This window comes from Bradyrhizobium sp. 164 (assembly GCF_023073715.1).
Lineage (GTDB): Bacteria > Pseudomonadota > Alphaproteobacteria > Rhizobiales > Xanthobacteraceae > Bradyrhizobium.
This window is the reverse complement of sequence record NZ_JADPKA010000027.1, coordinates 17235-43334: the sequence shown is the minus strand read 5'-3', so window position 1 is coordinate 43334 and position 26100 is coordinate 17235. Positions and strand designations below refer to the sequence as shown.

Genomic DNA, 26100 nt, shown 5'->3' with positions numbered 1-26100 from the left:
GTTGAGAGCGACGCCGAAAGCTGCTATCGAGCGCTCGTTCGCGCGACTGGCGACCTTGGATGGAGCACCATCGGGAAGCGCGATACATATCCGCCGCGCGCCTGGGCATAGACACTCCCTGAACAGAGGATCTTGCTCATGACTGACCATCTCCGTCGCGTCACCCGCGCCCTGCTCTCCGTTTCCGACAAGACAGGCCTGATCGAGTTCGCAAAGGCGCTTGCCGCGCACGATGTCGAACTGGTCTCGACCGGCGGCACCGCCAAGGCGATCGCCGCAGCCGGCCTCAAGGTGAAGGACGTCTCCGAGCTGACCGGCTTCCCCGAGATGATGGACGGTCGCGTCAAGACGCTGCATCCGAAGGTGCATGGCGGCCTGCTCGCGATCCGCGACAACAAGGACCATGCCGACGCGATGAAGACCCACGGCATCGCCCCGATCGACCTCCTCGTCGTCAACCTCTATCCGTTTGAAGCGACCGTCGACAAAGGCGCCGGTTTCGAGGATTGCATCGAGAACATCGACATCGGCGGCCCCGCCATGATCCGCGCCGCCGCGAAGAACCATGACGACGTCGCCGTCCTGGTCGAGGCAGAGGACTACAAGGCCGTGCTCGACGAGCTCGCCGCCAACAACGGCGCAACCACGCTGAAGCTGCGTCGGCGTCTTGCGGCAAAGGCCTATGCCCGCACCGCCGCCTATGACGCCGCGATCTCGAACTGGTTCAACCGGCAGCTCGAAATCGACGCGCCGGACTTCCGCGCCTTCGGCGGCAGGCTGATCCAGTCGCTGCGCTATGGTGAGAACCCGCACCAGACCGCTGCGTTCTACGCAACCCCCGACAAGCGCCCGGGCGTCTCGACCGCGCGGCAGCTCCAGGGCAAGGAACTCTCCTACAATAATATCAACGACACCGATGCGGCCTATGAATGCATCGGCGAGTTCGATGCCAAACGTACCGCGGCCTGCGTCATCGTCAAGCACGCCAATCCCTGCGGCGTCGCGGAGGGCTTGAACCTCGTCGACGCCTATCGCAAGGCGCTCGCGTGCGATTCCACCTCCGCCTTCGGCGGCATCATCGCGATGAACCGTCCGCTCGACGCCGACACCGCGCGCGAGATCACGAAGATCTTCACTGAGGTGATCATCGCGCCCGATGCCAGCGAGGAGGCGATCTCCATCATCGGCGCACGCAAGAATCTGCGCCTGCTGCTGGCCGGCAGCCTACCCGATCCACGCGCGCCGGGCCTGACCGCCAAGACGGTGGCGGGCGGCCTGCTGGTGCAGAGCCGAGACAATGCCGTGGTCGACGACATGACGTTCAACGTCGTGACCAAGCGTGCGCCTGATGATGCCGAGATGCGCGATCTGAAATTCGCATTCCGTGTGGCAAAACACGTGAAATCCAACACCATCATCTATGCCAAGGACCTCGCCACCGTCGGCATCGGCGCGGGCCAGATGAGCCGGGTGGATTCAGCGCGGATCGCAGCGCGCAAGGCCCAGGACGCGGCGAGTGAGCTGAAGCTTGCCGAGCCGCTCACCAAGGGCTCGGTGGTGGCGTCGGATGCGTTCTTCCCGTTTGCTGACGGCATGCTCGCCTGCATCGAAGCCGGCGCCACCGCCGTGGTGCAACCCGGCGGCTCGATGCGCGACGACGAGGTGATCAAGGCCGCCGACGAGCACGGCATCGCGATGGTCTTCACGGGGACGCGGCACTTCAGGCATTGATTGATTGGCGGTAACCACGTCGTCATTGCGAGCGAAGCGAAGCAATCCAGTCTGCGCGGAGAGAGTCTGGGTTGCTTCGTCGCTTCGCTCCTCGCAATGACGGCGGAGATGGAATTGCGTGGTGCGGCTAATCCCGCACCCGCATCAACAGCCCCAATCCCGCGACGAAGAACACCACCAGCACGGCCATGCCGGCTTTCTGGCTCGCCGTCGCAGCGGTGATCATGCCGATCAACAGCGGACCGATGAAAGACGTCACCTTCCCGGTCAATGCGAACAGGCCGAAATACTGTGCGATGCGGTCCTTCGGCGCCAGACGGATCAGCAGCGTGCGCGAAGCGGCTTGCAACGGGCCGCCGGCGGCGCCGATCAGGCACCCCAGCACCAGATAGGCACGCTCCGCCGCGCTCGAGAACAGGGCCGCACCCGGCTGCGGCGGCGCGACCTTGACGAACAACACACTGTCCTTGTCGACCAGCAGGATCGCCGCCACCGACAGCAGGAGAATCAGCAGGCTGCCGGCGATCACGCGCTTCGGCCCGAGACGATCGTCGAGCTTGCCGCCAAGCCACGCACCGAGGGCACCCGCGATCGCGAGCATGATGCCGAACGTGCCGATCTGGATCGTGTGCCAGCCGAAGGTGCCGGCGGCATAAATGCCGCCGAAGGCGAACAGCGACACCAGACCGTCGGTGTAGATCATGTTGGCGAGCAGGAACGCCGCGAGCGACTTCTGCTTCGGCAGACCTTTGATCGATTGCTTCAGCTCAGACAGTCCTTCGCGCAGTGCCTCGCGCACCGGGCGCTTTGCCGGATAATCCGGCGTGAACAGGAACATCGGCATCACGAAGATGATGAACCACAGCCCGGTCAACGGCCCGGCAGCACGGTCGCCCTGATGCGTGATGGGGTCGAGCCCGAATAGCGGCATCAAGCCGAGCAGCGTGCGGCCGGTCTCGGGATTGGCGGCGAGCAGGCCGAGCACGATGATCAGGCTGACAATGCCGCCAATGTATCCTGTCGCCCAGCCGGTGCCGGACAGCCGCCCGATCCGCTCCGGCGGCACCAGAGTCGGCATCATCGCGTTGTTGAAGAGGGTAGCGAATTCCGCGCCGACGCTGGCGAGCGCGACGGCGGTGAGCAGCGGCGGAATGATGGCGTCATCGCCGGGCTTGCCGATCCACAGCGTGCAGGACGCCAACACCAGCACCGCGCCGAAACCTGCGATCCATGGTTTCCTGCGGCCCGAAGCATCCGCGATGGCTCCGAGCACCGGCGACAGCAATGCGATCGCAAGGCCCGCGGCCGCCATCGCAAAGCCCCACAGCGATTGACCGATGGCGGGATTTGGCGCGATGCCGGTCGCGAAATAGGGCGCGAACACGAAGGTCGTAATCAGTGTGAAATAAGGCTGCGCGGCCCAATCGAAGAAGATCCAGCTGACGACGGCGGCGCGCCGCGGATAGGTCCGCGGCACGCCGGCCATGCGCACATCCTGGGCGATCGTTGTCATCACGCAGTCCCCATCACGAACAGTTTTGCCTGTCTCGGGGCAAACCGTATAGCATTGCCGTGACGCGTGTGAACTGGCCGGAAGGCGCGACGGGAATTTTGATGATGTTGTCATATTCGACACGGCGGACATTTTTCGCCGTCATAGCCACGCTGGCGTTCGGTCTTGTCGCTGTGACGGCCCAGGACGCGCGGCGGGGCTATGTCCCGCCCGCGCGCGATATGGTGCGCGCCGTTGCTGCCGAACACGGCATGGTGGTGGCGCAGGAGAAGATATCTGCGCAGGTCGGCGCCGACATCCTGCGCCGTGGCGGCAATGCCGTCGATGCCGCGGTCGCCACCGGCTTTGCGATGGCCGTGACCTATCCGCGCGCAGGAAATATCGGCGGCGGCGGCTTCATGGTGATCCATTCCGCCGATCGCAACGAAGACATCACTATCGACTATCGCGAGACCGCGCCAGCTGCGACCACGCCGCAAGTTTTCCTGGGGCCCGATGGCAAGCCTGACCCGACGAGGTCACGGGATTCCGCGCTTGGCGTCGGCGTGCCCGGCACCGTTGCAGGTCTCGCGCTCGCATTGGAGAAATATGGCTCCGGTCAGTTCACGCTGGCGCAATTGCTCGAGCCGGCGATCGCGCTCGCTCGCGATGGCTTTGCCGTCAGCGACGACATGGCCGATACGCTGCCGGCCTGGCACCGGCGGCTGGCGCGCTGGCCTTCCTCGGCCAAGATCTTCTCGCGCCCCGACGGCACGCCACTTGGCGAAGGCGACAGGCTGGCGCAGGGCGATCTCGCCGAAACGCTATCGGCCGTGGCCGCACAGGGGCCACGCGGCTTCTATGAGGGGCCAGTTGCCGAGAAACTCGCCAAGGCCGTGGCTGACGCCGGCGGCATCATGACGCCTGCCGATCTGAAGTCCTATCAGGCGGTGATCCGCGCGCCGGTGCGCGGCACCTATCGCGGCTACGACATCGTATCGATGCCGCTGCCCTCGTCCGGCGGCGTGGTGCTGGTGGAAACGCTCAACATTCTCGAAGGCTTCCAGCTCGCCGATCTGAAGCAGGGATCGCCGGCATCGCTGCATCTCCTGATCGAAGCTATGAAGCGCGCCTATGCGGACCGCGCGCGCTATCTCGGCGATCCCGCCTTCGTCAACGCACCGATCGAGACGCTGACCGCGAAGGACTACGCTGCCAAGCTGCGCGCGGGCATCTCCGCCGAGCGCGCCACGCCTTCGAAAGAGCTCGTTTCTGCTGCTATCTCGCCGCGCGAGGGCAGCAACACCACGCATTTCTCCGTCGTCGACGGCCGCGGCAATGCCGTCAGCAACACCTACACATTGAACTTCAGCTATGGCGTCGGCCTCGTTGCCGACGGCAGCGGCGTGCTGCTCAATAACGAGCTCGACGACTTCACCGCGGCGGTCGGCGCCTCGAATGCCTACGGCCTCGTCGGCTTCGAGGCCAATCTGCCAGGGCCTGGAAAACGCCCGCTGTCGTCGATGTCACCGACCATCGTGCTCAAAGACGGCAAGCCGGTGCTGGTGACGGGCTCGCCTGGTGGCAGCCGCATCATCTCGACCGTGCTCCAGGTGATCGTGAACGTCCTCGACTACAAGATGGATGTGGCTGCCGCCGTCTCCGTACCGCGGCTGCATCACCAATGGCTGCCGGACGAGGTGCGCGTCGAGAGCGGCTTTCCTGCCGATGTTCTGCTGGAGCTGAAGGCGATAGGCCACTTCGTCGTGGAGCCGATGGGACAGACATCGGCCAATTCGATTCTGGTGACGCCGAATGGGCCGCTCGGCGCGCCCGATCCGCGCACGCGTGGGGCGGAAGCTGCGGGACAGTAACCCTGTCACTGCGCCGAGATGATTTAGCGCCCGACCTGATAAGGCCCGCCCTTTTCGAGCGCGCGGTTATACGCCGGCCGCGCGTGGATGCGCTCCAGGAACGCCATCGCCTTGGGATGGCCCTGCTCCAGCCCGCCGCGCGCTTGCGCTGCTTCCAGCGGAAAGCTCATCTGGATGTCGGCTGCGGTGAACTCGTTGCCGGCGAACCACTCGCTCTTGCCGAGCTCGCTTTCCCAAAAGTCCATGTGCTGCTTGAGCTGCGGATTGACCAGCGCGGTGAGCGCCTGATTCGAAACCTTGCGCACCAAGGGGCGCAGCAACGCCGGCGCGCGCTTCGGCATCAGCGTGAACAGCAGCTTGAGCAGCAGCGGCTGCATCGCCGACCCTTCCGCATAATGCAGCCAATAGGTGAAGCGCAGCCGTTCCGGCGTGTTCGGCGGCGGGATCAGTTGGCCGTTGCCATAGGTAGCGATGAGATACTCGATGATCGCGCCCGACTCGGCGATGGTGTTGCCGTTGTCTGTAATGACCGGCGATTTGCCAAGCGGATGGATGGCGCGCAGCTCCTTCGGCGCGCGCATGTCCGGCTGGCGCTGATAGCGCACGATCTCGTAGGGCACGCCCAATTCCTCGAGCAGCCACAGCACGCGCTGCGAGCGGGAATTGTTGAGGTGGTGAACGGTCAGCATCGCGTGGTCCCCAGCTTGGCTTGGTCGTCGCGCCGTTGGTGCCAGCCCGGGAACACAATGTCGAGCCATCGGTGCGCCTATTTTCACCCGGGTATATTGACGCCTTAAATTTACCCGGGTATTAAATCGCCAACACAGTCAATCTGGCAATGATTCCAATGCAAGCCACCTTCACAGCCTTCATGGGCCAGCGCCGGCTGGCCTCGGGAGCGGCCGGCGATGTCGCCCTCGCAGTCAAGCGGGCCGGATCGAATCCGGACCAGCCGATCATCATTTTCGACGATGGGACTGGCCGGTCGATCGATTTCGACCTGCGCGGCGAGGATCACGAGGTGCTGGCGCGGCTGGCCGAGATCATGCCGCCGCCGACCGAAATCACCGAACCACTGAGCGAGCCGCGCGGCCGCGGCCGGCCGAAGCTTGGTGTGGTCGCGCGCGAGGTGACGTTACTGCCGCGCCACTGGGAGTGGCTCAACGCGCAACCCGGCGGCGCCTCGGTCGCGCTGCGCAAGCTCGTCGACGAGGCCAGACGCGCCAGCGGCGACAAGGACCGCGAGCGGCAGGCGCGCGATGCGGCCTATCACTTCATGTCGACCATGGCGGGCAATCTGCCGCAGTTCGAGGAAGCCTCGCGCGCGCTGTTCGCGGATGAACGACGGCGCTTCACCGGGCTGATCGCCGACTGGCCGACTGACATCCGCGACCACATCGTCAAGCTCGCCTACAGCGACCGGGCTTAAACCGCGCAGCATTCACCCTATCAACGGCCGAGCCGCGCATCGCGCGGCAACGGCTTCGCACGCCTCGATGAAAGGCAAATTCATGTCCGCATCCGCGCCTCTCTGGACGACGTTTCTTCGCTTCCTCGCACCTCTGATGGCAAGCAACGCGCTGCAATCGCTGTTTGGCACCGTCAGCAACGTCTATCTCGGCCAGATGATCGGCATCGACGCGCTCGCCGCAGTCTCGGCATTCTTCCCGGTGATGTTCTTCCTGTTCGCCTTCGTCATCGGCCTGAGCACCGGCGCCACCGTCTTGATCGGCCAAGCCTTTGGCGCGGGGGAGCACGGCAGGATCAAGCTCGTCGTCGGCACGACGCTCGCGATCGGCCTCTCGCTCTCGGCAACGGTTGCACTCGCTGGCGGGATCTTCAGCCGGCCACTGATGGTCATGCTCGCAACGCCCGCTGACATCCTCGACCAGGCCAGCGCCTATGCCCGCATCATGCTGCTGACGATGCCGCTCGGCTTCATCTTCCTACTGATGACAGCGATGATCCGCGGCGTCGGTGATACGTTGACGCCGCTCCTCGCGCTGGCGCTATCGACCGCGATCGGCCTCGCCCTGACGCCGCTGCTGATCCGCGGCGCGTTCGGCTTGCCGGCAGCGGGCATCACCAGTCCGGCATGGGCAGCCGCAATTGCCAACGCGCTGACGCTGATCGTGCTCGCCGTCCATCTGCTCCGGAGAAAGCATGCATTGGCACCGGACGCTGCACTGCTGCGTCATCTGCGGCTCAACGGCGCCGTGCTCGGAAAAATCCTCGGCATCGGACTGCCGAGCGCAATTGGCATGGTGGTGATGGCGATTGCCGAGCTGGTGCTGCTTGGGCTCGTCAACGGCTTCGGCTCAAACGCCACGGCCGCGTACGGCGCCGTCAATCAGGTGATGGGTTACACGCAGTTCACGGCAATGTCGATTTCGATCGCGGTCTCGATCCTCGGTGCGCAAGCGATCGGCGGCGGCGACAGGGTGCGGCTCGAGGGCATCGTGCGCACCGGCCTCGCGTTCAATGTCGTTCTGACCGGCGGGCTGGTGGCGCTGATCTATCTGGTACCGCGCGCCGTGCTCGGCATCTTCATCACCGACGGCGCCGTGCTCGATCTGGCGAAGACTCTCCTCTACATCGCCCTGTGGAGCTCGGTTCCGTTTGGCCTCGCCACGGTGTTTTCGGGCGCCCTGCGCGCCGCCGGCATCGCCTTGACGCCGATGCTGCTCTCGATCTTCGCGATCGTCGCGATCGAGCTGCCGGCTGCAATGATCCTAAGCCGCACGATCGGCCTCGAGGGCGTATGGGCCGCCTATCCGATCGTGTTCTGCGCCATGTTCGTTTTGCAGATGGGCTGTTACCTCCTGGTGTGGCGCAAGCAGACGATCCGGCGTCTGCTCTGACGGGACATCAAGGCATTATGACCGTCATTAAACGATGGACCTGTCGCGCGGCCTGCGCCACAATGGATGAAAAGCGCCGCCAGGGAGATCGAATTGACCCGCACAGCCCCGCAATTCCTGTTCGATTTCGGCAGCCCGAACGCCTATCTCAGCCATCTGGCGATCCCGGCAATCGAGCAACGCATCGGCGTCAAGTTCGAATATGTGCCGATCCTGCTCGGCGGCATCTTCAAGGCGACCAACAACAAGTCGCCGGCCGAGACGCTCGCCGGCATCAAGAACAAGCGCGAGTTTCAGGCGGTCGAGACCGAGCGCTTCATCAAGCGCTTCAAAGTCCAGCCCTACATCATGAATCCGTTCTTCCCCGTCAACACGTTGAATTTGATGCGCGCGGCGATCGCAGCGCAGCTCGAGGGCGTGTTCGAGACCTATGTCGAAGCCGCCTTCCACCACATGTGGCGCGAGCCGAAGAAGATGGACGACCCTGAGGTCGCGACGAAGGCGCTGGCGTCATCCGGCCTCGATGCGCAAAAGTTATTCGCCCGCGCGCAGGAACCCGAGGTGAAAGGCAGACTGATCAAGAATACCGAGGAAGCGGTGGCGCGCGGCGCGTTCGGCTCGCCGACCTTCTTCGTCGGCAATGAGATGTTCTTCGGTAAGGAGCAGCTGCGTGAGGTCGAGGAGATGGTGCTGGGGACGTAGTACCTTCATTCTCCAGCGACAGAATGTGATCGCGGCAACATTCTGGATTGCTTCGCTTCGCTCGCAATGACGATTATAAGTAGCCACCAAGAGCAACAATGGAGTATCCCATGCGTATCCTCGTGGTCGGCGCCGGCGCCATCGGCGGCTATTTTGGTGGCAGGCTGTTGCAGGCCGGCCGCGACGTCACCTTCCTGGTGCGGCCGCGCCGCGCCGGCGAGCTCGCGAGCGCCGGCCTCGTCATCAAGAGTCCGAATGGCGATGTGACGCTGAAGGCCCCGCCGACAGTGCAAGCGGACAAGCTCGCGGAAAAATTCGACGTCGTGCTGCTGAGCTGCAAGGCGTTCGACCTCGACGACGCCATCAAGTCGTTCGCGGCCGCCGTCGGGTCGAACACCGCGATCATCCCCATGCTCAACGGCATGAAGCATCTCGACGTCCTCGACGACAAGTTCGGTAAGGAGCGCGTGCTCGGCGGCCTCTGCGCCATCGCCGCGACCCTCAACGAGCAGCGGGAGGTGGTGCAGCTCCAGCCGATGCAATCGATCAATTACGGCGAGCGCGACGGCAAGCTGTCGGACCGCGTCAAGGCGATCGACGAGGCCTTCAGGAGCGGTATCAATGGCGCCACCGCCAGCCAGAACATCCTGCAGGACATGTGGGAGAAGTGGGTGTTCCTCTCCACGCTCGCAGCGTCCACCAGCCTGATGCGCAGCTCCGTCGGCAATATTCTCGCTGCCCCCGGCGGCAGGGATTTTCTGCTTGGCATGCTGGACGAGACCAGCGCGATTGCCGCTGCGTCGGGCTATCCGCCGGCCGGACCGTTCTTCGAGCGCGTGAAGGGCAATCTGACCACCGAGGACTCGCCGATGACGGCATCCATGTTCCGCGACATCAAGGCCGGCCTGCCGGTCGAAGCCGATCACGTTATCGGCGATCTCATCGCACGCGGAGATGCGGCGAAGGTTCCCGTGCCGAAGCTGCGCATCGCATATACGCATCTGAAGGCGTATGAGAAGCAGAGGGCGAGGTAGCGGCCGCCCCGGCGAAGGCCGAGACCCATACTGCGTGACCTATCGGAAGCGACGCTATCAGTACCGCGCGATGCTCGAAAAACGACCTGTCTTCGCCAAACCACATCCTGTGGTTATCGGTCCCGTCGTCGGGACGACGGTGGAGTTTGGGGCAACAGCCTTGCGCTACTGCAAATGCGCCAGGTAGTGCGCGACTGCTGTAATCTCTTCCTCGCTCATGTGATAGGCGACATCGGCCATCGCGGCGACGCCGCCGCCGACGCGCTGCCCGGACTTGTAGTCGTGCAGCGCCTTCACGAGATATTCCTCGCGTTGGCCCGCGAGCCGCGCCACGGCCTTGGTGCCGGCATAGGTGTCCGTATGGCATGAGGCGCAGCGGCGGCCGGCTGCGACCTGGGCGCCTTTCTTCGACAAGTCCGGGTCCTCGTCTTCCGGTGCCTTCGGCGGCGCCAGCTGCGAAAAATAGGCGCCGAAATTGCGAATGTCTTCGTTGGTGATCTCTTCGACGATCGGCTGCATCTGATCGTTCTTGCGCGAGCCGGCGCGGAAGAACACCAGCTGCCATTGCAGGAATTGATCGGGTTGGCCGGCGAGCGAGGGGACGTTCTCGGTCTGCGAAATGCCGTTCTCGCCGTGGCAGCCGGCGCAGGCAGCCGTCTTCTCCTTGATCGCGGCATTATCGGCGGCCTGGGCCGAGACGAATGCAAGCACTGCGAGCGAAAGCGCGCCGATGACATACGGAAAAAACTGGCGGCGCATGATTAGCACTTCCGATCTGTCGAGTTCGTCATTGGGGGGCGGGGCGCGCCGCTTGGCGGGAGCCGGAATCCATAGCCCCCGTTCGTGGATATGGTTTCCGGACTTGCGCGCAAGTGGCGCGCAATCGGGAACGGCATCGAAGTTGAAAGCAAACGAGGCTGCGGCACCTCGCGACCACCGCAGCCTCTTATCGTCCGCGCGCTATTTCTTGCTGTAGCTGATGCGATAGATCGCGCCGGCCCAGTCGTCGGCCACAAGGATCGAGCCGTCCTTGGCAAGAAGGATGTCGTTGGGACGGCCGAGATAGCCCTGATCGCCCTCGAGCCAGCCGGAGGCGAAGATTTCCTGCTTGGGATTCTTGCCGTCAGGCCCGACGATCACGCGCACGATGCGTGCGCCCTGGTACTTGTGCCTATTCCAGGAGCCGTGCTCGGCGATCAGGATATTGTTCTTGTACTCGGCGGGGAATTGGTCGCCGGTATAGAATTTCATGCCGAGCGGAGCGACATGCGCGCCGAGATTCAGCACCGGCGGCGTGAACTCGGAGCATTTATGACCCATCGCGAACTTGTCATCAGGCAAATTACCCTGGTGGCAATAGGGATAACCGAAATGCTCACCGATCCTGTTGATCATGTTCAGCTTGTCTGAGGGCAGATCATCGCTGATCCAGTCGCGCGCGTTCTCGGTGAACCAGTATTTGCCGGTTCGCGGATCGACGTCCCCGCCGACCGAGTTGCGGACGCCGAGCGCCCAGATCTCGGCATTGCCGGTCTTGGGATCGACGCGCCGGATCTGCGAGACGCTGGTCGGCGGGATGCCGACATTGAAGGGCGGCCCGAACGGCAGGAAGAACCAGCCATCCTTGTCGACCGCGATATATTTCCAGCCATGCGCGGCATAGGACGGCATGTCGTCATAGACGACCTTGCCCTCGCCGAGATTGTCGAGCTTGGCTTCGGCGTCGTCATAGCGGATCAGCTTGTCGACGGCGATGACGTAGAGCGCGCCGTCCTTGAAGGCAAGACCGGTGGGCATGTTCAGGCCCTTGAGGACGGTCTTGACCTCCTTCTTTCCGTTGTTGTCCTTGATGGCATAGACGTTGCCGAGGCCGAACGAGCCGACGAACAGCGTGCCCTTGTCGCCCCAGGCCATCTGCCGCGCGGCCAGCACGCCGGAAGCATAGACCTCGATCTTGAAGCCCGGCGGCAGCTTGATCTTCTTGACGATGTTAGCGAGCTCGGTGTCGGAAGCGCCGGTCGGCGGACCCGATGGCGGCGCAAGGCCCTTCTGCGCCTCGGTCTCGTCGCCGAGGAACCAGTCATCCGGCGGATGGGTCCAGAACTCCTTGGTACCGGATTCGTATTTCTTCAGCGCCCGGTTCTTGTCCTGCTGTTGCGCATTGCCAGCGCTAGACCCTGCGAGAAGGGCAACGGCTGCAAGCGCCAACACGGATCGATGGAACATCGATGTCATCGCGTCACTCCCCAAAGGCAGCCGTCAGGGCTGCAATTTATTTTATTTTGCTAGTCGAGAGGCGAAGTTTGGAGTCTGCCGGGAGGCAGACGCAAAAAGCTAGCACATCTGCGAGCGCTGAGAAGGGCATCGCATGCACTGCGGTTGCACTCCGGAAAAATTGAGACGGAATGTCAATGAGGGGCGAACGGCGCGATGCCAACGCTCTCGCTGCAACGCGGAATCGATATCGCGCGTGACCGTTTTCAGGCGGCGCGAGGGGCGGACATCCAAAAAATGCGAAAACAACCCCATGCACAGTAGATCGGCTCAGGCCAGCCTGCGCTCGGCGACACCGGACAGACAGTTGAAGCATCGAGCAAAATTGCGGTAAGCGCGCTTACGGGTCGACGGGGTAGAGCCCATCGTCGAACTCCGCCTCATGATAGCCTTTCGACCCGATCTCGCGTGCCAGCGCGCTGCGGAAATCGCGGCCATCATGCAGGCTGCGCAGCACATGCGCGAAGTCGAATTCAGGCCGCCAGCCCAGCTCGCGCCGCGCGCGTTCGTTGACATAAACGCGATCGATCGCGGGGAAGAGGCGCCAGCCGCGCGCCGCATAGAGCTGCACGCAATCCGGATAGAGCTCGCGCACGACACCGGCAGCATCGCGCGCGAGCGCCGCGAGATGGCGTTGCTCGAACGGGCTCGTGGCCGCTTGTGCAGCGTCGCAGTGTGAATCACCGCGGTGACGCCCGCCATCTGGCGCCGCACGAAGCCTGGGTCGGCGATCGATCCGACCGCGTCGGTGAAGGAAGATGGCTTCAGATCGACCCCGCGCGCAGGCAATCCGCGCCCCCGCAGCGTCCGGAGAATGGCCTCCCCAAGGTGGCCCGCGCTGCCGGTGACCAGAATCGTCATGTGAGACCCAATGCAGTCGCCGGCGGCGTGGAAAACCACGGCCCGGCCCGGTTCGGCTGGATGCTCTGGGAAAAATTGGAGCGGGCGAAGGGGCTCGAACCCTCGACCCCGACCTTGGCAAGGTCGTGCTCTACCACTGAGCTACACCCGCATCCTGTGTCGGTCGCGTGACGCGCCGGCAACGGCTGTCGTATGCCAAAAGCGGAAGGGGAATGCAACAGCTACAGGCGGCATAGATTCGCAGTCGGAGGCCCCATATGGACGCTGAATGCGACCAAATCGCCCGAAAGCGCCCCGGAACCGGCGAATCAAGGCACCTGGATTGAAATTCGGCCCATTCGGCCCAATTTAGGAGCCGACACCAAGCATATGCATCGGCGGCGTGTTAAAGAGCCGCCATTCCAGACATGACGAGGGGATCCCGTGACGATCATCGACCAGGGTAACGGAGGGGCGGGCCCGGCTGCCGCCGATCTGATCAAGGACACCACCACCCAGACTTTCGTGAAGGACGTCATCGAGGAATCGAAGCGCCAGCCGGTGCTGATCGATTTCTGGGCGGAGTGGTGTGGCCCCTGCAAGCAGCTCACCCCGATCCTGGAAAAGGCGGTCAAGGCGGCCAAGGGCAAGGTCAAGCTGGTCAAGATGAACATCGACCAGCACCCGGCGATTCCGGGGCAGATGGGCATCCAGTCGATTCCGGCGGTGATCGCCTTTGTCAACGGCCAGCCAGCCGACGGCTTCATGGGTGCGGTGCCCGAGAGCCAGCTCAATGCCTTCATCGAGCGGCTGACCAAGGGCGTCACCGCGCCGGGCGAGGTCAACGTCGCCGAGATCGTGCAGGAGGCCGAGGCCGTGCTCGCCGAGGGCGACACGGCTGCGGCCGCGCAGATCTATGCCGAGGCGCTCCAGCATGATTCGACCAACATCGCGGCGCTTGCGGGCCTTGCAAAGTGCTACGCCGTCTCCGGCGCGATGGAACAGGCCAAGCAGACGCTGGCCATGGTGCCGGAATCCAAGCGCAACGATCCCGCCGTGAAAGCCGTGCAGACCACGATCGACCTCGCCGAGCAGGCGGAAGCGCTGGGACCGGTGGCCGAGTTGGAACAGAAAGTCGCCGCAAACCCGCTCGATCATCAGGCCCGATTCGATCTCGCCACCGCGCTCAACGCGCAAGGCAATCGCCCGGCCGCCACCGAGCAGTTGCTCGAGATCATCAAGCGCGACCGCAAATGGAACGACGACGGCGCCCGCAAGCAGCTGGTGCAGTTCTTCGAGGCCTGGGGCGGCACGGATGATGCAACCGTCGAGGGACGCAAGCGTTTGTCGACGATCCTGTTTTCGTAGGGCGTGCTGGCAACGCCAGGGGGACCGGGCAGATGCCGATCAACATCGAATATCGCGGGCCCGCCGACCTTCCGGAGGTCATTCCGGTATTTCCGCTGCCGGGTGCGCTGCTGCTGCCGCGGGGCCAGATGCCGCTCAACATCTTCGAGCCGCGCTATCTCGCGATGGTCGACGATTCCTTCCGCGACGGCCATCGCCTGATCGGCATGATCCAGCCTGATGTGGCGCACTCGCCGAAGAATTCCGACAAGCCGGCGCTGTTCCGCGTCGGCTGCGTCGGCCGCATCACCCAGCTCGCTGAATCCGGTGATGGCCGCTACATCCTCGAGCTCACCGGCGTCTCGCGCTTCAAGGTGGTCGAGGAGCTCGACGTGCTGACCGCCTACCGGCAATGCAAGGTGGATTTCTTCGCCTTCGTCGACGATTTCACCGCGCGTATGGGCGAGGACCAGGTCGATCGCGAAGCCCTGCTGGCGGTGCTGGCGGACTTCCTGAAGGCTAACAACCTCAAGGTCGACTGGGAGGGCGTCGAGAGCGCGCCCAACGAGGCGCTGGTCAACGCGCTGGCGATGATGTCGCCCTACGGACCCGCGGAAAAGCAGGCCATGCTGGAGGCGCCTGACTTAAAGACCCGCGCCGAGATCCTGATCGCGGTCACCGAAATGGATCTCGCCAAGAAGCGCACCAGCGGCGATCCGCCGCTGCAGTGAGAACACCTACGCGGCACGGACAGCCGCTTCGGCTTCGGCCTTCCGCTGGGCCACCTCCGGGATCCTCGAGGCCTGCATTGGCGGGCTGAAATAGTAGCCCTGCGCCTCGACACAGCCTTGTTCGCGCAGGATGTCCAGTTGCTCGGCGGCTTCGACGCCTTCAGCGGTCGTCGTCTTGCCGAGGCTGACCGCGAACGCCACGACGGCACGGGCGATCCGATGCGCCTCTTCGCTTTTGCTGGACAGCTCGCTGACGAAGCTGCGGTCGATCTTGATCTTGTCGAATGGAAATTTCTGCAGAAAGCTCAGCGATGAATAGCCCGTGCCGAAATCGTCGAGGGCAATTCGCACGCCGAGCTCGCGCAGCTGCCCAAGCGCTGCGAACACCGCGTCGCTGTCGTGCATGATGACGGTTTCGGTGACCTCGAGCTCGAGCCGGTGCGGCGCAATCTCCGAGGTCGCCAGGGCGCCGACAATGATGGAGACGAGCTCCTTGCTCCTGAACTGAGCGGGAGAGAGATTGATTGCGATCATCAGATCGGAAGGCCACTTGGCTGCCTCAGTGCAGGCAGCTCTCAAGACCCATTCGCCCAGGGGCAGGATCAAGCCGGTTTCCTCCGCAAGCGGAATGAATTCGGCAGGCGAGACCAGACCGCGCTCCGGATGGTGCCACCGCAATAACGCCTCATAGCCGCAGGTTTGGCCGGTCTCCACACTCACAAATGGCTGGTAGTGGAGCTCGAATTCGCCCCGCGCAAGCGCTCTGCGCATGTCCTTTTCCAGGTTGCGGCGGACATGCATGAGCTGGTCCAGCTCCGGTTCGAAGAAGCGGAATGCGCCGCGTCCGCCACTCTTTGCCGCGTACAGAGCAAGGTCTGCGCTCTTGAGGATGACGTCGGAATCAGCCCCGTCGCGGGGCCCGATGGCGATCCCAATGCTGGCGCCCACGGTGACTTGATGATCGCCAAGGTCAAAGGGTTCGCAGAGCGCAGCCTTGATCGTCTCGGCGAACGAGGCCGCATCCACGACGGGATTTGTAACATAGTCCACGACGGCGAACTCATCGCCACCCAGTCGGGCAATCAAGGTGGTTTCCCGGCTGCACTCCCGCAAACGCGTCGCGGCCGCACGCAGCAGCGAGTCGCCCGCCGGATGTCCGAGCGTGTCATTGACCTCCTTGAAGCGGTCGAGATCGATCATGAGGACCGCCAGATGGCGAGCTCCATTGCGCGTCTCGGCGAAGGCCTGCTCCAAACGCGCTCTCAGCAGCACGCGATTTGGCAACTCCGTCAGCGCGTCGTGCTGCGCCATATAGGTAATCTTGGCTTCGGACCGGCGTTGCTCCGTGACATCGAGATGCGTTGCCACCCATCCGCCACCAGCCATCGGCTGTCTCGTCACGCAAATCAACCGGCCATCAGCGAATTCGTCGATTCGGCTCGAGACCGCATTGACTGGCAAAGCATCGAGCTTCGAGATCAGTTGCTCGGCGGCAATGTCGCTTGCGTCGCTTTTGAGTGTACCGCTGATGATGCGATGCCTGATGATGTCGCGGTGCGAGGTTCCCGCGCGCAGCAATTCCGGCGGCAGCCGATACAGATTGGCGTAACGCTCGTTGCAGATGACCAGCCTCTTCTCGGCATCGAACATGCAAAGGCCTTCGACCATGTGGTTGATGGCCGTGTCCAGCCTCAGCTTCTGTTCCTGTAGCTCCTGCTGCGAGTCTTCGAGCTGCTGCCGTGCGTCCGAAAGCTGGCTGATGATCCCTTCGAACTTCACGGTTCTGCTTGCCAGGCGACGATCGGCCACCACGCCGATCAGGCTCATGCCCAGCACGGAGAGTGCTACACCGGCGATAGCCAGCGCGAGCACGGCCGGAGAAAGCGATAGGACACCTGTCGCACGCATTGGGTCCGGCGTGATTTGCACGGCACCCATGGCCGTGAAGTGATGCGATACGATGGCAAGGGTCAGCAGGACCGCCGCCGCGAGCGTGCCGCGGTAGTTCTGGTACCTGATCGCCACAGCCAAGGCCGCATAGCCGAGGCACATGCCGAGAGTGATCGAGACGAGCACGAGGTCCGGCGACCAGGCGACGCGACCCGGCACTTCAAGGGCCCACATGCCGAGATAGTGCATGCTGGCAATGCCGCCGCCGATGATGACGCCGCCGGCCGCTGCGCGCCACCGGCCGGAATCGCCGAGCGCAACACTGAAGCCCCCCGACGTCAGCAGCATTGCCGTAGCCAGTGAGAGCGTCGTCAGCACGATTCCATAACCGGTCGGGACGCCAGGCTCATAGGCGAGCATCGCAACGAAATGGGTTGCCCAGATTCCGTATCCGATCGCAGCGCCAGCAATGGCGATCCAGATCAACCGTGATCTCGCGCGCGCAGCGATCGCGCGATGGAAGATACTGATCGCAACGATACTCGCGACGAAACAGACCAGGCCAGCCAGCAGGACCAACCGCCAATCATGCTCGACGGTAAGGCAGGAAAAAACGCGGAACATCCAATATCGCTCCATCGTCAATAGTGTCGATGGTGAACGGGCTAAACGTCGTTCGCGTTAATTTTGTGCAACGCCTGATTGCATGCTTACCGTGACGTTAATGCTTCCTGCGCAATTCGATTTTGCCGAGCATTGCGCATGCGTCACACCGCCATCGCGCCCAAGGAGAGCGAAGGAGACCTGCAAGGATCGGCAACAAGCCCTAGAGGCGATTGCGGATGCGCTTGCGTCCGGTGAACATCGCGCGGATCAGGTTCTCGCGCTGGAGCGTCCCCATCAGCACCACGCCGAGCACGTGCAGCACGACCAGGATGATGACGGCGTCCGATGAATAATGGTGGGTATCCTCGACCCACCAGACGCCGAAAAAAGTGACGGTCACCGACATCGCGCCCGTGATCGTCGACACCGCGAGCGAAGCCAGCAGCGCCACCAGCATCAAGGTGCCGGCAGGATTGAGTCCGATATAGCGGCCGGTGATGCCGCGGCGCAGGTTCCAGAGATAGCCGGGCGCCGCGCGAAGTCTGACCCCGACCATCCGGAAGCGCGAATAACGGCCTCCTATGAAGCCCCAGACCAGTCGGAAGCCAAGTAGGCCGATGACCGTATAGCCCACGATGCGGTGCAGGCCGTCATAGACGGTCGGCGTGAACCACGCGATCAGAACCGAGGTCGCGAGAAGCCAGTGCCAGAGCCGCAGCGGGAGGTCCCAGACCGCGACCGCCCGCGAAGCAGTTCGATCCGCGGGGGTCCCGTTGGACACCCCGCGCGCTTGTGGCATCGCTTCTGCCATCAATTCCGCTTCACTTTGCGCAAGTCATTTGGCGCGAGTCACTTGGCGCAGACTACTTCGCGCAAGTCATTTGGCAATCGTATGCTTCAGGCTGAGATCTTCGGGGCTGTAGAACAGCTCGTAGAGCTTGCCTTCCTTGACGCCGTACACCTCGTAGCACGAGCCTTCGATCTTGGAGCGCCGCACCTCGTAGCCCAGCGCCTTCGCCTTGGCTTCGGCCTCGCTGGCCGGCTTCCATGACGCCTTGTCGAGCTTGGTGCAGTCCTTGAAACCGTCGGCCATGACCGCCGATCCCGTACCAATCCCGATCGTCAGTGCAATGGCAACAACTCGAATGACCTTCACGAACGTCTCCTCCTCTGTCGTGTGCGCTGTGTGCTCAGCGCGAAGCGCAGCCGAAGGAAGCAAAGGCGAAGGTGAAGTCAATCCGGTTTGGGGTGACCAATCTTAGATTTGTTCTAATGGTCGCCAAAAGATCAGCGCTCTCCGCATGCAACGCGCATTTGAAGTGCGGCTGCGGCCTTACGCCTCACGGGCCAAACGCGAGCGCCGCTAGTAGCCGGCAACCGCAAGCGCCACCACAGTGCCCATGCCGACCCAGCCAAAGTGGCGGCCGCGCGTCGCGAGGGCGTTGGCGAGTGCCGCGCAGCCGAACACGACGGCGAGTGTGACGACGATCCAGTGCCGGGCGAGGTTCGACTGCATCAAGGGTGCCGCGAGCAGCAGCACGCCGCCGCCGATCCAGGCCACCGTGCCGGCCTGCCACACCAAGCGGATCAGCGTACGAAGGCGCGGCGGCTCGATTGTGGCACGAGCGAACACCTTGGTCTCGCCGAGCATGCCGTGGATCAGCGCCAGCACGATCGCGGCAGCGCCGGAGCATTGCAGCAGGAGATCGCGCATGACGGAAACTCCGATCTATCCAGTGGCCATACAGGTGTGTATGGTATGGACCCGCGCACGGTGACCTGTCAATACACTCGTGTATGGTCCTGATCATCGGGAACTCGCCATGACCGAACAGCTCGCCGCCGACGACTGGATCAAACAGGGGCTGAAGGCGCTCGCCAGAAGCGGCTTCACGGCGCTGAAGGCCGATCCGCTCGCCAAGGCCATGGGCGTGTCGCGCGGCAGCTTTTATTGGCATTTTGCCGATCTCGGCGCCTTCCACGCGGCCTTGCTGAAGCGCTGGCGCGAGATCGCGGCCGAGCAGATCATCGCCGATGTCGAGGCTGGCAGTGACGAACCGCTGACGGCGCTGTTGCGAAGATCTTTCAGCGCGCGGCTCGACCTCGAGCGCGCCGTGCGCAACTGGGCGGCGTTCGATGCGGCCGCGCAAGGCGCAGTCCGTGCGATCGACCGCCGCAGGCTCGATTATATCGAGGCGCTGCTGAAGAAGCGGGGACTCGACCCGGCGATGGCGCAGGCGCGCTCGCAGATCCTGTACTGGAGCTTTCTCGGCTTCGCGTTATCGGGCACGCCCGTGCCGCAGGCGCGGCTCCAGGCCCTGCTCGACGAGCTCTTGCGGATGATGTCCGCTTAGGCCGCGATGGGCGGATGCGAATTTCTGTGCTAGAGGCAATCCGACTGCCGGAGACCATCATGAACGCGCCCACCGAACGCCCCGAAGCCAGCGTCGATCCGAAGCTGCTGGAGATTCTGGTTTGCCCGTTGACCAAGGGCCCGCTGGAGTTCGATTCTGCCAAGCAGGAGCTGATCTCGCGCAGCGCCAAGCTCGCTTACCCGATCCGCGACGGCATCCCGATCATGCTGCCGGAAGAGGCGCGCAAGATCGATTGAAGTCACGGCACGTATCCCGGCTGGAGCGCGATGGCTTCACCACATTCTTGATGTCGTCCCGGCCTAGCGCGCAATTGCGTGCGGGGGGCCAGGATCCATAACCACAAAGGGAGTTATGGCGCGAAGCTGGTAACTCCAAGCCCGCAAATCATTGCTGCGGCGTATAGTCCCGGATCTGCGCGCGCTCAGAGCGCGCTTGTCCGGACGATGAAGAGAGGGTGGGGCGAGCGCTCTTGAAACCTCCGCCTACAACGCTTCGCCCTTCAACAAACGCGGCACTTCACCGGTCAAGCCGGCGGCCTGTCGGATGAAGAGATTCTTAAGCGGCGGGGCGCGGTCGACGAGGCCGAGGCCGATATCGCGCAACGAGCGCAGGAGCGTCGATTGGTTGGAGAACAGGAAGTTCAGCGAGTTGGTGGCGACGCCCATCGCCATGGTGTCGAAGCGGCGCCAGCGCTGGTAACGTTCGAGCACATCGACGCTGCCGAGATCCATGCCGAGACGCGCGGCATCGACCACCACCTCGGCCAGCGCGGCGACATCCTTCAGTCCCATGTTGAGGCCTTGGCCCGCGATCGGATGGATGACATGAGCGGCGTCGCCGACCAGCGCCAGACGCTCGGCGATGAAGGAGCGCGCGACGAAATAGGACAGCGGGAACGCACGCGGCGTGTCGAGTGCCTTGACCTCGCCGAGATGCAGACCGAAGCGCTGCTCGAGCTCGCCGTGAAATTCCGCCTCGCTCAGCGCGATGATGCGTGCGGCTTCGCTGCGGCGCTCGGTCCACACCAGCGAGGAGCGTTTGCCGGATAGGGGCAAAATCGCGAACGGACCGGCCGGCAGAAAATGCTCCTCGGCGCGGCCCTCGTGATCGCGCTCGTGCCCGACGGTGACGACGATGCCGGACTGGTCATATTCCCAGCCATGGGTAGCGATGCCGGCGCGCTCGCGCAGCTTGGATCTGGCGCCATCCGCGGCGACCAGCAGGCTTGCGGCGATCACGCTGCCGTCGCCGAGCGTCACGTCGATGCCTTCGGAACGCGCGTCGTACGAGGCGACAATGGTGGCACGCAGATCGATGCCCTCGGCCTCCGCACGCACCACCAGTGCATCGATCAGGCGACGGTTTTCGACCATATGCGCGAAGGGCTCGCCCGGCGCGACATCGCCGGCGAAATTCAGGAACACCGGACGCGTCGCGTCCTCCAGCTTGGAATCGGTGACGACCATGTCGAGGATCGGCTGCGCCTCGCCCCTGACATCGTCCCAAGCGCCGATCGCCTCGAACAGCCGGCGGCAAGCCGCCACGATCGCAGTTGCGCGCGGATCGCGGCTTGGACGCATGCTGAGCGCGGGATCGGCGACGATGACGGGAATCTCGGGCCCGAGCCCCTGGCGCAGCGCCAGCGCCAGCGCCAGCCCTGCAAACGCGCCGCCGCCAATGACAATGCTCCCCTGTACCGACATACCCGACTTTCCCGGCCAATTCCTGGACTTGCTAGCAGACTTGAGGTGGGCGAAACAGTGCGGTGAAACAAGGGCGGAACGGCAATCGTTCCGTCAGCCGGAGCGCGCGCGAGCGCGAACCCGGAATCCGGAGGTTATCGGCTCGGGATTCCGGGGCATCGCTGTCGCGATGCCCGAAATGACGAGGCACTCGAAAGCAGCAGCATGTCCAAAGGCCTGATCGACCTCATTTCAATCCTCGACCTCGAACAGCTCGAGGTGAACCTGTTCCGCGGCAACAGCCCAAAAACGAGCTGGCAGCGGGTGTTCGGCGGCCAAGTGATCGGACAGGCGATGGTGGCGGCCTGCCGCACCGTCGAGGGCCGGCTGCCGCATTCGCTGCATTGCTATTTCATTCTGCCGGGCGACCCGCAGATCCCGATCATCTACCAGGTCGAGCGCCTGCGCGATGGCAAGAGCTACTCGACGCGCCGCGTCACCGCGATCCAGCACGGCAACGCGATCTTCTCGATCATGGTATCGTTCCACGCCGAGGAGGAGAGTGCGTTCGATCATCAGGACAAGATGCCCGACGTCCCGCCGCCGGAAAAGCTCACGGCGGAGGAGGTGGCGAAGCAGCCGATGTTCAAGGAGATGCCGGAGTTCATCCGCCGCTATTATGAATCCGATCGTCCGATCGAGTTGCGCCCGGTCGAGCTCGGCCGTTATTTCGGCCAGAAGATCGACGATGGCCGCATTCACGTCTGGATCAAGACGGCTGCGAAACTGCCCGACGATCCGGCACTGCACATGTGTGCGCTCGCCTATGCCTCGGACTTTTCGCTGCTGGATGCGATCATGGCGCGCTATGGCCGCACGCTGTTCGACAAGCGCATGATGCCAGCGAGTCTCGACCACGCGATGTGGTTTCACCGCCCGTTCCGCGCCGACGAGTGGCTGCTCTACGCTCAGGATTCGCCGAGCGCACAAGGCGGCCGCGGCCTGACCCGCGGCTCGATCTTCAAGCCCGACGGCACGCTGGTGGCCTCCGTCGCGCAGGAAGGCTCGGTGCGCGAGCGGAGGGCGTGATAGCTTAGAGCGAGCCGCGCGGAGCGAGCTCGGTCTGCGATGCAAACCAGTTCATGATCCAGCGATACACCCACGGGATCGGGATGATGAAGCTGCACAGGATCACGGCCACGATTCCACGCCACAGAATGTCAAGGCCGCTGCCCTTGAAGACGATTTCGCGCCGCGTGCCTTCGACGCTGCGGCAGAACCAGCGCATCTGCGCCGCGGCGACCCAGGCCCAGCCGATGATGGTGATGATCGAGACCGCGAACAGCAGGCTCCAGCCGATATAGGCCCAGATCGAGCCGGTGAAGCTCAGGCCCAGCGGCTGCCCGTTGGAGGCGAGGTTCGCGACCATCCATTTGATCAGCAGCCAGTAGAGAACGATCTGGACGATGAACAGCAGGTTGCTCAAGATCTCGCTGCCGATGAAGGAGATGGCGATCGCCAGGACGATGAAGCCGAAAAACCAGGGCACCAGCGTCATCGCATTGCCGGTGAAGCTGAGGTTCGGACGCCCCGGGACGTTCACGCAGGACACGATCCATTGCGTGTACCAGACGAACACCCACGGCGCTGGCAGGACGAAGATCATTCCGATCAGCAAGACGATGCTGCGCCAGGTGAACTCGAGGATGCCGAAATCGACCGAAAGTGATCCTCCACCTGCGCCATCATAGCCGCCAGCGTGAGCATATCCGCCGGCCGGCATCATCGGCGGCGCGGCGCCGCCGCGGACCAGGCCAGGAATTTCGGCGGCCTTCTGCCAGCCGGCCATGCCCTCGGTCCACACCAGCGTGTCTGGGCGCACGATTCCTTGGGCGACGAGGTCGCGAAATTGCCCCTCCGGAAAGGGCCCCTGCTGCTTGCCCTCGGATGCGTAGAACCAACTCGCCATGTAGCCGTCCCCCTCGAACATACTTATGTACCGGCCGGGACGCCTGGGTTCACCGCATCCATGCCAAAAATGCATTGTGAAGGATGAACGGCTGCCCTGTACAGAGGCGGCCGTTCACATGGCCAAACGTTTTTCCGCTTCAACCTGCAACTTTTTTGTGCCATTTGCCCGGAAAGATGCCAGATTGACGCAGCGCCGAGGACATACGGCGCATCCCGGGGAATAGGCCTGACCATGAAACTCGTCGTCGCGATCATCAAACCCTTCAAGCTCGATGAGGTCCGCCAGGCCCTCACGGCGATCGGCGTGCACGGCATGACCGTGACCGAGGTGAAGGGCTATGGCCGCCAGAAGGGCCACACCGAGATCTATCGCGGCGCCGAATATGTCGTGAACTTCCTGCCCAAACTGCGCATCGAGATCGCGGTCGCATCCGACGTGGCCGACAAGGCGGTCAGCGTGATCACCGCGACCGCGCGCACCGGCCAGATCGGTGACGGCAAGATCTTCGTCACGCCGATCGACCACGCGCTGCGTATCCGCACCGGCGAAACCGACAGCGACGCGCTCTAGATTCTGGTTTGACGCGTTGTCTTGGGGCGAGCCGGAATCCGCTTCGCTCAAAAACGCGCTGATATGTCTTCGTCGATCGCACCGGGCAACGACGCCACAGTGTGCGACGTCATCACCATGCTGGGGGAACGACATGGCGGGATTGTTGCGCCGCGCAGCTTGTTTGGCTGTGCCGATCGGACTTTTGTCGATCATTGCCTCGCCGGCGCACGCCGCGGGCTCCGAGATCAACACCGCCGACACCGCTTGGATGATCGTCGCCACCGCGCTGGTGCTGATGATGACGATCCCGGGACTTGCGCTGTTCTACTCCGGCATGGTGCGGAAGAAGAACGTGCTTGCCACCATGGCGCAGAGCCTCGCCGCAGTGACGCTGATCTCGATTCTCTGGGTCGCGTTCGGCTACTCGCTGTGCTTCGTCGGCGACGGCCCCTGGATGGGCACGCTCGACCGCTGGTTCCTTGCGGGCATGACCATGGACAGCATCAATCCGGCGGCCAAGACGATCCCGGAATCGCTGTTCATGCTCTACCAGATGACGTTTGCGATCATCACGGTGGCGCTGGTCGCGGGCTCGGTCGCCGATCGCATGCGGTTCTCCGCCTATCTCTTGTTCTCCGTCGCTTGGTTCATGTTCGTCTACATTCCGCTGGCGCATTGGGTGTGGGGCGGCGGCTTCCTCGCCAGTATGGGCGTGTTGGATTTCGCCGGCGGCCTCGTGGTGCATCTGTCGGCCGGCACCGGCGGCCTCGTCGCCGCGATGGTAATGGGGCGCCGTCACGGCTATGGCACCGAGAATCTTTCGCCATTCGATCTCTCGCTCGCGGTGATGGGCACCGGCCTGTTGTGGGTCGGCTGGTTCGGCTTCAACGGCGGCTCGGCGGGCGCGGCCAATTCGCGCGCGGTGATGGCGATCATCGCAACGCATCTCGCCGCCTGCGCCGGCGCCCTGACCTGGGGCGCGATCGAATGGTCGACGCGGCGCAAGCCTTCGGTGCTCGGCATGATCTCCGGCGCGGTCGCGGGGCTCGGCACCATCACGCCGGCCTCCGGATTCGTGGCGCCCTGGCACGGCATTGTCATCGGCATCATCGCCGGTGCGGTTTGCTATTGGGCCTGCACCTGGCTGAAGCACCGCTTCAACTATGACGATTCGCTCGACGTGTTCGGCGTCCATGGCATCGGCGGCCTGACCGGCACCCTGCTTGGCGGCGTGTTCGCAACCAGCGCCATTGGCGGCGCCGCCGGCCTGATCGAGGGCCATCCCCAGCAATTGTTGATCCAGTTCTATGGCGTCGCCGTCACCTTCGTCTGGTCGGCAGGCGTGAGCTTCATCCTGCTCAAGCTGGTCGGCCTGTTCGTGCCGTTGCGCGTATCCCATGAGCACGAACTCGAAGGCCTGGACATTTCGCAGCACGGCGAGGCCCTGCAATAAGCCTTACGCTACGAAATTACCTTCCCGTTGCCCGAGGCATGAGCAACATTGTGTCGACAGCCTGTCCTGCCCGCCTTTTGGGCAGTCGTGACCACGTTTTGAGCGCGACGTAATAGCGCACTGCGCAGCAGCACGCGCCAAGCGCGAAAACACCCGTTTTCATAATCTATTAGGCAACGCGCCTGATCTGGCACGGCATTTGATTCTAGGGTCCCGGCTGTGCCCGCGTAGTGAACTTCTCCCTCGTGGCGAACCAGTCGAGAACGCCCGGCCATGTCCGGACCGGGCCAAAGCGGGGATAGGACCCATGAAAATTGTTATGGCGATTATCAAGCCATTCAAGCTGGAAGAAGTCCGTGACGCCCTGACCGCCATCGGCGTTCACGGTCTCACGGTGACGGAAGTCAAGGGATATGGCCGCCAGAAGGGCCATACGGAAATCTACCGCGGCGCCGAATATGCCGTGAGCTTCCTGCCCAAGATCAAGATCGAGGTCGCTATCGCCTCCGACCAGGTCGACAAAACCGTCGACGCCATCACGTCTGCCGCGAAAACCGGCCAGATCGGCGACGGCAAGATCTTCGTCATCAACCTCGACCATGCGGTGCGCATCCGCACCGGCGAGGCCGACGCCGCGGCCCTTTGATTTCGCGCTCAACCTTTATCCAATCAGGAGTGAATAAA

The 26100-nt window shown here is 63.5% G+C and carries 24 protein-coding genes, 1 tRNA gene, 1 pseudogene and 1 riboswitch; of the genes and pseudogenes, 14 read left to right on the top strand and 12 right to left on the bottom strand.

The annotated features are described in order from the left end of the window. Positions 1–32 precede the first annotated feature (32 nt). A riboswitch (ZMP/ZTP riboswitch) is annotated at positions 33–114 on the top strand. A gap of 24 nt (positions 115–138) precedes the next feature. Next, complete coding sequence (gene purH / locus IVB01_RS09850; protein ID WP_247279990.1) at positions 139–1731, top strand: bifunctional phosphoribosylaminoimidazolecarboxamide formyltransferase/IMP cyclohydrolase; 1593 nt, start codon at positions 139–141, stop codon at positions 1729–1731. A 127-nt stretch (positions 1732–1858) separates the two neighbouring features. Here the strand turns inward: purH and IVB01_RS09845 are convergent, their stop codons facing one another. Continuing rightward, positions 1859–3244, bottom strand: a complete 1386-nt coding sequence (locus IVB01_RS09845; RefSeq protein WP_247279989.1) for an MFS transporter — start codon at positions 3242–3244, stop codon at positions 1859–1861. Between the two features lie 101 nt (positions 3245–3345). Here IVB01_RS09845 and ggt point away from each other — a divergent pair, with 101 nt between their 5' ends. Then, positions 3346–5097, top strand: a complete 1752-nt coding sequence (ggt, locus tag IVB01_RS09840) for a gamma-glutamyltransferase (protein ID WP_247279988.1) — start codon at positions 3346–3348, stop codon at positions 5095–5097. Between the two features lie 23 nt (positions 5098–5120). On the opposite strand, the gene IVB01_RS09835 is transcribed toward ggt, so the two are convergent. Next, positions 5121–5786 (bottom strand): glutathione S-transferase, encoded by a 666-nt coding sequence (locus tag IVB01_RS09835; RefSeq protein WP_247279987.1) that lies wholly within the window; start codon positions 5784–5786, stop codon positions 5121–5123. A gap of 158 nt (positions 5787–5944) precedes the next feature. Between IVB01_RS09835 and IVB01_RS09830 the strand changes: the two genes are divergently transcribed. The 4 genes from IVB01_RS09830 (at position 5945) to panE (ending at position 9694) form a co-directional block, all read left to right on the top strand. Further along, on the top strand, positions 5945–6526 hold the full coding sequence (locus tag IVB01_RS09830; RefSeq protein WP_247279986.1) for a DUF2239 family protein: 582 nt from the start codon (positions 5945–5947) through the stop codon (positions 6524–6526). An 82-nt stretch (positions 6527–6608) separates the two neighbouring features. Then, complete coding sequence (locus IVB01_RS09825) at positions 6609–7958, top strand: MATE family efflux transporter (protein ID WP_247279985.1); 1350 nt, start codon at positions 6609–6611, stop codon at positions 7956–7958. Positions 7959–8051: 93 nt separating this feature from the next. After that, positions 8052–8660 carry a 2-hydroxychromene-2-carboxylate isomerase gene (locus IVB01_RS09820; RefSeq protein ID WP_247279984.1) on the top strand — a complete coding sequence of 203 codons (609 nt, stop codon included), beginning with the start codon at positions 8052–8054 and terminating at the stop codon, positions 8658–8660. Positions 8661–8770: 110 nt separating this feature from the next. Beyond that, positions 8771–9694, top strand: coding sequence for a 2-dehydropantoate 2-reductase (gene panE, locus IVB01_RS09815; protein WP_247279983.1), 924 nt, complete (start codon positions 8771–8773; stop codon positions 9692–9694). 165 nt (positions 9695–9859) lie between these two features. Here panE and IVB01_RS09810 read toward each other — a convergent pair whose 3' ends face one another. From IVB01_RS09810 to IVB01_RS09795, 4 genes and pseudogenes are all read right to left on the bottom strand, one after another. Beyond that, positions 9860–10453: a c-type cytochrome gene (locus IVB01_RS09810; RefSeq protein ID WP_247279982.1), complete on the bottom strand. Its 594-nt coding sequence runs from the start codon at positions 10451–10453 to the stop codon at positions 9860–9862. 201 nt (positions 10454–10654) lie between these two features. Further along, a complete protein-coding gene (locus IVB01_RS09805) occupies positions 10655–11929 on the bottom strand; it encodes a PQQ-dependent sugar dehydrogenase (RefSeq protein WP_247279981.1) in 1275 nt (424 codons plus the stop codon). 379 nt (positions 11930–12308) lie between these two features. Beyond that, positions 12309–12829, bottom strand: a pseudogene (locus IVB01_RS09800) (hypothetical protein). A 76-nt stretch (positions 12830–12905) separates the two neighbouring features. Next, positions 12906–12980, bottom strand: a tRNA-Gly gene (locus tag IVB01_RS09795). Positions 12981–13252: 272 nt separating this feature from the next. Between IVB01_RS09795 and trxA the strand changes: the two genes are divergently transcribed. Together trxA and IVB01_RS09785 are read left to right on the top strand one after the other, a co-directional pair. Then, positions 13253–14176, top strand: coding sequence for a thioredoxin (trxA, locus tag IVB01_RS09790; RefSeq protein WP_247494474.1), 924 nt, complete (start codon positions 13253–13255; stop codon positions 14174–14176). 32 nt (positions 14177–14208) lie between these two features. Continuing rightward, positions 14209–14886 (top strand): LON peptidase substrate-binding domain-containing protein, encoded by a 678-nt coding sequence (locus tag IVB01_RS09785; protein WP_247279979.1) that lies wholly within the window; start codon positions 14209–14211, stop codon positions 14884–14886. Between the two features lie 6 nt (positions 14887–14892). Here IVB01_RS09785 and IVB01_RS09780 read toward each other — a convergent pair whose 3' ends face one another. From IVB01_RS09780 to IVB01_RS09765, 4 genes are all read right to left on the bottom strand, one after another. After that, the gene (locus IVB01_RS09780; protein WP_247279978.1) at positions 14893–17400 is read right to left on the bottom strand and encodes an EAL domain-containing protein; all 2508 of its coding nucleotides are present in this window, start codon (positions 17398–17400) and stop codon (positions 14893–14895) included. A 202-nt stretch (positions 17401–17602) separates the two neighbouring features. Continuing rightward, positions 17603–18196 carry a cytochrome b/b6 domain-containing protein gene (locus IVB01_RS09775; protein WP_247279977.1) on the bottom strand — a complete coding sequence of 198 codons (594 nt, stop codon included), beginning with the start codon at positions 18194–18196 and terminating at the stop codon, positions 17603–17605. Between the two features lie 63 nt (positions 18197–18259). Then, positions 18260–18538 carry a PepSY domain-containing protein gene (locus IVB01_RS09770; RefSeq protein ID WP_247279976.1) on the bottom strand — a complete coding sequence of 93 codons (279 nt, stop codon included), beginning with the start codon at positions 18536–18538 and terminating at the stop codon, positions 18260–18262. Positions 18539–18745: 207 nt separating this feature from the next. Beyond that, complete coding sequence (locus tag IVB01_RS09765; protein WP_247279975.1) at positions 18746–19096, bottom strand: hypothetical protein; 351 nt, start codon at positions 19094–19096, stop codon at positions 18746–18748. Positions 19097–19205: 109 nt separating this feature from the next. On the opposite strand from IVB01_RS09765, the gene IVB01_RS09760 reads away from it, so the two are divergent. Then, positions 19206–19736: a TetR/AcrR family transcriptional regulator gene (locus IVB01_RS09760; protein WP_247279974.1), complete on the top strand. Its 531-nt coding sequence runs from the start codon at positions 19206–19208 to the stop codon at positions 19734–19736. Between the two features lie 59 nt (positions 19737–19795). Next, entirely contained in the window at positions 19796–19993 is a 198-nt protein-coding gene (locus IVB01_RS09755) for a Trm112 family protein (RefSeq protein ID WP_007598651.1), read from the top strand. A gap of 246 nt (positions 19994–20239) precedes the next feature. Here the strand turns inward: IVB01_RS09755 and IVB01_RS09750 are convergent, their stop codons facing one another. Further along, positions 20240–21460 (bottom strand): ubiquinone biosynthesis hydroxylase, encoded by a 1221-nt coding sequence (locus tag IVB01_RS09750; protein WP_247279973.1) that lies wholly within the window; start codon positions 21458–21460, stop codon positions 20240–20242. 204 nt (positions 21461–21664) lie between these two features. Between IVB01_RS09750 and tesB the strand changes: the two genes are divergently transcribed. Further along, on the top strand, positions 21665–22528 hold the full coding sequence (gene tesB / locus IVB01_RS09745) for an acyl-CoA thioesterase II (protein WP_247279972.1): 864 nt from the start codon (positions 21665–21667) through the stop codon (positions 22526–22528). A 4-nt stretch (positions 22529–22532) separates the two neighbouring features. On the opposite strand, the gene IVB01_RS09740 is transcribed toward tesB, so the two are convergent. Continuing rightward, on the bottom strand, positions 22533–23408 hold the full coding sequence (locus IVB01_RS09740) for a DUF4339 domain-containing protein (protein WP_247279971.1): 876 nt from the start codon (positions 23406–23408) through the stop codon (positions 22533–22535). Positions 23409–23642: 234 nt separating this feature from the next. Between IVB01_RS09740 and IVB01_RS09735 the strand changes: the two genes are divergently transcribed. From IVB01_RS09735 to IVB01_RS09725, 3 genes are all read left to right on the top strand, one after another. Then, positions 23643–23981, top strand: a complete 339-nt coding sequence (locus IVB01_RS09735; RefSeq protein ID WP_028176997.1) for a P-II family nitrogen regulator — start codon at positions 23643–23645, stop codon at positions 23979–23981. Positions 23982–24114: 133 nt separating this feature from the next. Further along, entirely contained in the window at positions 24115–25416 is a 1302-nt protein-coding gene (locus tag IVB01_RS09730; protein ID WP_247279970.1) for an ammonium transporter, read from the top strand. Between the two features lie 307 nt (positions 25417–25723). Then, complete coding sequence (locus IVB01_RS09725; protein WP_247279969.1) at positions 25724–26062, top strand: P-II family nitrogen regulator; 339 nt, start codon at positions 25724–25726, stop codon at positions 26060–26062. Positions 26063–26100: the final 38 nt, after the last annotated feature.

Excerpts from the sequence above, each read along its gene's own strand:
- purH (WP_247279990.1), top strand. The coding sequence starts at position 139 with ATGACTGACCATCTCCGTCGCGTCACCCGCGCCCTGCTCTCCGTTTCC.
- IVB01_RS09845 (WP_247279989.1), bottom strand. The coding sequence starts at position 3,244 with ATGACAACGATCGCCCAGGATGTGCGCATGGCCGGCGTGCCGCGGACC.
- ggt (WP_247279988.1), top strand. The coding sequence starts at position 3,346 with ATGATGTTGTCATATTCGACACGGCGGACATTTTTCGCCGTCATAGCC.
- IVB01_RS09835 (WP_247279987.1), bottom strand. The coding sequence starts at position 5,786 with ATGCTGACCGTTCACCACCTCAACAATTCCCGCTCGCAGCGCGTGCTG.
- IVB01_RS09830 (WP_247279986.1), top strand. The coding sequence starts at position 5,945 with ATGCAAGCCACCTTCACAGCCTTCATGGGCCAGCGCCGGCTGGCCTCG.
- IVB01_RS09825 (WP_247279985.1), top strand. The coding sequence starts at position 6,609 with ATGTCCGCATCCGCGCCTCTCTGGACGACGTTTCTTCGCTTCCTCGCA.
- panE (WP_247279983.1), top strand. The coding sequence starts at position 8,771 with ATGCGTATCCTCGTGGTCGGCGCCGGCGCCATCGGCGGCTATTTTGGT.
- IVB01_RS09810 (WP_247279982.1), bottom strand. The coding sequence starts at position 10,453 with ATGCGCCGCCAGTTTTTTCCGTATGTCATCGGCGCGCTTTCGCTCGCA.
- IVB01_RS09805 (WP_247279981.1), bottom strand. The coding sequence starts at position 11,929 with ATGACATCGATGTTCCATCGATCCGTGTTGGCGCTTGCAGCCGTTGCC.
- IVB01_RS09785 (WP_247279979.1), top strand. The coding sequence starts at position 14,209 with ATGCCGATCAACATCGAATATCGCGGGCCCGCCGACCTTCCGGAGGTC.
- IVB01_RS09780 (WP_247279978.1), bottom strand. The coding sequence starts at position 17,400 with ATGTTCCGCGTTTTTTCCTGCCTTACCGTCGAGCATGATTGGCGGTTG.
- IVB01_RS09765 (WP_247279975.1), bottom strand. The coding sequence starts at position 19,096 with ATGCGCGATCTCCTGCTGCAATGCTCCGGCGCTGCCGCGATCGTGCTG.
- IVB01_RS09760 (WP_247279974.1), top strand. The coding sequence starts at position 19,206 with ATGACCGAACAGCTCGCCGCCGACGACTGGATCAAACAGGGGCTGAAG.
- IVB01_RS09755 (WP_007598651.1), top strand. The coding sequence starts at position 19,796 with ATGAACGCGCCCACCGAACGCCCCGAAGCCAGCGTCGATCCGAAGCTG.
- IVB01_RS09750 (WP_247279973.1), bottom strand. The coding sequence starts at position 21,460 with ATGTCGGTACAGGGGAGCATTGTCATTGGCGGCGGCGCGTTTGCAGGG.
- tesB (WP_247279972.1), top strand. The coding sequence starts at position 21,665 with ATGTCCAAAGGCCTGATCGACCTCATTTCAATCCTCGACCTCGAACAG.
- IVB01_RS09740 (WP_247279971.1), bottom strand. The coding sequence starts at position 23,408 with ATGGCGAGTTGGTTCTACGCATCCGAGGGCAAGCAGCAGGGGCCCTTT.
- IVB01_RS09735 (WP_028176997.1), top strand. The coding sequence starts at position 23,643 with ATGAAACTCGTCGTCGCGATCATCAAACCCTTCAAGCTCGATGAGGTC.
- IVB01_RS09730 (WP_247279970.1), top strand. The coding sequence starts at position 24,115 with ATGGCGGGATTGTTGCGCCGCGCAGCTTGTTTGGCTGTGCCGATCGGA.
- IVB01_RS09725 (WP_247279969.1), top strand. The coding sequence starts at position 25,724 with ATGAAAATTGTTATGGCGATTATCAAGCCATTCAAGCTGGAAGAAGTC.